Annotated in this window: 2 tRNA genes and 2 rRNA genes; all 4 read left to right on the top strand. The window is 53.6% G+C overall.

The annotated features are described in order from the left end of the window. Positions 1 to 396 precede the first annotated feature (396 nt). Positions 397 to 1,941: ribosomal RNA gene (locus ABB25_RS11205) — 16S ribosomal RNA — on the top strand. A 94-nt stretch (positions 1,942 to 2,035) separates the two neighbouring features. Continuing rightward, positions 2,036 to 2,111: transfer RNA gene (locus ABB25_RS11200), tRNA-Ala, on the top strand. Positions 2,112 to 2,131: 20 nt separating this feature from the next. Then, positions 2,132 to 2,208 (top strand) — tRNA-Ile (locus ABB25_RS11195). Positions 2,209 to 2,434: 226 nt separating this feature from the next. Next, a 23S ribosomal RNA gene (locus ABB25_RS11190) occupies positions 2,435 to 5,230 on the top strand; the annotation flags it as partial.

Raw genomic sequence — 5,230 nt, 5'->3', positions numbered from 1 at the left:
ACGACCTGGCAAGCCCGATCCTTGGATCACCGGCACCAGGTGTTGACAAAGATGAAAATCCTGTCAAAATGTGCGGCTCGCTTCGGTGAAAGCTCTCGTAGCTACGTCAAAGCAGCAGATGCCAACCCCTTCAAAAAGGTGTTGACGGAAGCAAAAAGACCGCTATAATGGGCGGCTCGCTACGACGAAAGTCACCGCGAAACGGATTCGGCGCTGAGGCCAACATCCGAAGTTCTTTGAAAGTATGCGCAGGTTTCTTGTGAGGGTGTCTGCAGGTTGGATGACTGTCCATCTTGTAGATAGCCGATCAAGCAACATATTAATTGTTTTAAAGCAAGCGATACGTTGCCAGGTCAGCTTCTACTGCAAAAATATTTGTCCTCGGACATGTAGTTTTAAGTGAAGAGTTTGATCCTGGCTCAGAGTGAACGCTGGCGGTAGGCCTAACACATGCAAGTCGAACGGTAGCACAGAGGAGCTTGCTCCTTGGGTGACGAGTGGCGGACGGGTGAGGAATGCATCGGAATCTACTCTTTCGTGGGGGATAACGTAGGGAAACTTACGCTAATACCGCATACGACCTACGGGTGAAAGCAGGGGACCTTCGGGCCTTGCGCGATTGAATGAGCCGATGTCCGATTAGCTAGTTGGCGGGGTAATGGCCCACCAAGGCGACGATCGGTAGCTGGTCTGAGAGGATGATCAGCCACACTGGAACTGAGACACGGTCCAGACTCCTACGGGAGGCAGCAGTGGGGAATATTGGACAATGGGCGCAAGCCTGATCCAGCCATACCGCGTGGGTGAAGAAGGCCTTCGGGTTGTAAAGCCCTTTTGTTGGGAAAGAAAAGCAGCCGGCTAATACCCGGTTGTTCTGACGGTACCCAAAGAATAAGCACCGGCTAACTTCGTGCCAGCAGCCGCGGTAATACGAAGGGTGCAAGCGTTACTCGGAATTACTGGGCGTAAAGCGTGCGTAGGTGGTTGTTTAAGTCTGTCGTGAAAGCCCTGGGCTCAACCTGGGAACTGCGATGGAAACTGGGCGACTAGAGTGTGGTAGAGGGTAGCGGAATTCCTGGTGTAGCAGTGAAATGCGTAGATATCAGGAGGAACATCCATGGCGAAGGCAGCTACCTGGGCCAACACTGACACTGAGGCACGAAAGCGTGGGGAGCAAACAGGATTAGATACCCTGGTAGTCCACGCCCTAAACGATGCGAACTGGATGTTGGGTGCACTTTGGCACGCAGTATCGAAGCTAACGCGTTAAGTTCGCCGCCTGGGGAGTACGGTCGCAAGACTGAAACTCAAAGGAATTGACGGGGGCCCGCACAAGCGGTGGAGTATGTGGTTTAATTCGATGCAACGCGAAGAACCTTACCTGGCCTTGACATGCTGAGAACTTTCCAGAGATGGATTGGTGCCTTCGGGAACTCAGACACAGGTGCTGCATGGCTGTCGTCAGCTCGTGTCGTGAGATGTTGGGTTAAGTCCCGCAACGAGCGCAACCCTTGTCCTTAGTTGCCAGCACGTAATGGTGGGAACTCTAAGGAGACCGCCGGTGACAAACCGGAGGAAGGTGGGGATGACGTCAAGTCATCATGGCCCTTACGGCCAGGGCTACACACGTACTACAATGGTGGGGACAGAGGGCTGCAAACTCGCGAGAGTAAGCCAATCCCAGAAACCCCATCTCAGTCCGGATTGGAGTCTGCAACTCGACTCCATGAAGTCGGAATCGCTAGTAATCGCAGATCAGCACTGCTGCGGTGAATACGTTCCCGGGCCTTGTACACACCGCCCGTCACACCATGGGAGTTTGTTGCACCAGAAGCAGGTAGCTTAACCTTCGGGAGGGCGCTTGCCACGGTGTGGCCGATGACTGGGGTGAAGTCGTAACAAGGTAGCCGTATCGGAAGGTGCGGCTGGATCACCTCCTTTTGAGCAAGGCAGCAACAGCCTTGCAGACATCCTCACAAGCAACCTGCATTCAGAGATACGAAGCCAACAGGCTTCGTAAGTTGTCCCTGTTTATGGGGCCTTAGCTCAGCTGGGAGAGCACCTGCTTTGCAAGCAGGGGGTCGTCGGTTCGATCCCGACAGGCTCCACCACTAAGCTGTGACAGAACATTGGGTCTGTAGCTCAGGTGGTTAGAGCGCACCCCTGATAAGGGTGAGGTCGGTGGTTCGAGTCCTCCCAGACCCACCACTCTGAATGATTAGGCGCATACAAAGAATTCAATAGACATCAGCACTGTGGCTGGTATCTGTTCTTTTAAAACTTGTGACGTAGCGAGCGTTTGAGATGTCCAATCTTGACGTGTCGTGAGGCTAAGGCGAGAGACGTAAGTCTCTTTATTAATTGAGTCGTTATGTTCGTATCCAGGCTTTGTACCCCTGGATCAAATGTAGCCCAAGGCAACTTGCGGTTATATGGTCAAGCGAATAAGCGCACACGGTGGATGCCTTGGCGGTCAGAGGCGATGAAGGACGTGGCAGCCTGCGAAAAGTGCGGGGGAGCTGGCAACAAGCATTGATCCCGTAATGTCCGAATGGGGAAACCCACCGCTTTGAGCGGTATCCTGCAGTGAATACATAGCTGCTGGAAGCGAACCCGGTGAACTGAAATATCTAAGTAACCGGAGGAAAAGAAATCAACCGAGATTCCCTGAGTAGCGACGAGCGAACGGGGAACAGCCCTTAAGCTGGTTTGGTTTTAGAAGAACAACCTGGAAAGGTTGGCCATAGACGGTGATAGCCCGGTATTCGAAAAGGCCTTATCAGTGAAATCGAGTAGGGCGGGGCACGTGAAACCCTGTCTGAATATGGGGGGACCATCCTCCAAGGCTAAATACTACTGACCGACCGATAGTGAACCAGTACCGTGAGGGAAAGGCGAAAAGAACCCCGGAGAGGGGAGTGAAATAGATCCTGAAACCGTGTGCGTACAAGCAGTAGGAGCTCGAAAGAGTGACTGCGTACCTTTTGTATAATGGGTCAGCGACTTACTGTTCGTGGCAAGCTTAACCGTATAGGGGAGGCGAAGGGAAACCGAGTCTGATAAGGGCGCATAGTCGCGGGCAGTAGACCCGAAACCGGGTGATCTAGTCATGCCCAGGGTGAAGGTGCGGTAACACGCACTGGAGGCCCGAACCCACTCCCGTTGCAAAGGTAGGGGATGAGGTGTGATTAGGAGTGAAAAGCTAATCGAACCCGGAGATAGCTGGTTCTCCTCGAAAGCTATTTAGGTAGCGCCTCATATGTATCCTCTCGGGGGTAGAGCACTGTTATGGCTAGGGGGTCATCGCGACTTACCAAACCATTGCAAACTCCGAATACCGAGACGGACTGTATGGGAGACACACGGCGGGTGCTAACGTCCGTCGTGAAAAGGGAAACAACCCAGACCCACAGCTAAGGTCCCAAATTCAGTGCTAAGTGGAAAACCATGTGGAAAGGCACAGACAGCCAGGAGGTTGGCTTAGAAGCAGCCACCCTTTAAAGAAAGCGTAATAGCTCACTGGTCGAGTCGGTCTGCGGGGAAGATTTAACGGGGCTAAAGCACTGAACCGAAGCTTGGGGTGCATCACTTTGTGATGCGCGGTAGAGGAGCGTTCCGTAAGCCGTTGAAGGTGGATTGAGAAGTCTGCTGGAGGTATCGGAAGTGCGAATGCTGACATGAGTAACGATAATGCGGGTGAAAAACCCGCACGCCGAAAGCCCAAGGTTTCCTTGCGCAACGTTAATCGGCGCAGGGTGAGTCGGCCCCTAAGGCGAGGCAGAAATGCGTAGTCGATGGGAAGCAGGTTAATATTCCTGCACCTCGCGTAAGTGCGATGGAGGGACGGAGAAGGTTAGGTGTACCAGGCGTTGGTTGTCCTGGGGAAAGGCGGTAGGTTTGGATCTTTGGCAAATCCGGGATCCTTCAAGACCGAGCACCGAGACGAGTCATTAGACGAAGTCACTGATACCACGCTTCCAGGAAAAGCTCCTAAGCTTCAGCTTACGCAGACCGTACCGTAAACCGACACAGGTGGGTAGGATGAGAATTCTCAGGCGCTTGAGAGAACTCGGGTGAAGGAACTAGGCAACATGGCACCGTAACTTCGGGAGAAGGTGCACCACGACCGGTGGCCCATGCGGGTATAAGCTGGTGGTGGTCGAAGTGACCAGGCCGCTGCGACTGTTTATCAAAAACACAGCACTCTGCAAACACGAAAGTGGACGTATAGGGTGTGACGCCTGCCCGGTGCTGGAAGGTTAATTGATGGGGTCAGCCGCAAGGCGAAGCTCTTGATCGAAGCCCCAGTAAACGGCGGCCGTAACTATAACGGTCCTAAGGTAGCGAAATTCCTTGTCGGGTAAGTTCCGACCTGCACGAATGGCGTAACGACAGCGGCGCTGTCTCCACCCGAGACTCAGTGAAATTGAAATCGCTGTGAAGATGCAGCGTTCCCGTGGCAAGACGGAAAGACCCCGTGAACCTTTACTATAGCTTTACACTGAACGTTGAGTTCGTCTGTGTAGGATAGGTGGGAGGCTATGAAACTGTGGCGCCAGCTGCAGTGGAGCCATCCTTGAAATACCACCCTGTCGTGCTTGACGTTCTAACTGAGGTCCGTTATCCGGATCCAGGACCGTGTATGGTGGGTAGTTTGACTGGGGCGGTCTCCTCCTAAAGAGTAACGGAGGAGCTCGAAGGTACGCTCAGCGCGGTCGGACATCGCGCACTGTGTGCAAAGGCATAAGCGTGCTTGACTGCAAGATCGACGGATCAAGCAGGTAGGAAACTAGGACTTAGTGATCCGGTGGTTCTGTATGGAAGGGCCATCGCTCAACGGATAAAAGGTACTCCGGGGATAACAGGCTGATACCGCCCAAGAGTTCATATCGACGGCGGTGTTTGGCACCTCGATGTCGGCTCATCACATCCTGGGGCTGTAGTCGGTCCCAAGGGTATGGCTGTTCGCCATTTAAAGTGGTACGCGAGCTGGGTTCAGAACGTCGTGAGACAGTTCGGTCCCTATCTGCCATGGGCGTTGGAGATTTGAGAGGGGCTGCTCCTAGTACGAGAGGACCGGAGTGGACGAACCTCTGGTGTTCCGGTTGTCACGCCAGTGGCATTGCCGGGTAGCTATGTTCGGAAGCGATAACCGCTGAAAGCATCTAAGCGGGAAGCGCGCCTCAAGATGAGATCTCCCGGGGCACAAGCCCCCTGAAGGAACCATATA

Source organism: Stenotrophomonas koreensis, from assembly GCF_001431525.1.
Taxonomy (GTDB): Bacteria; Pseudomonadota; Gammaproteobacteria; order Xanthomonadales; family Xanthomonadaceae; genus Stenotrophomonas; species Stenotrophomonas koreensis.
Note: the sequence above shows the minus strand (reverse complement) of the source record. Positions and strands in the feature narration are given on the sequence as shown.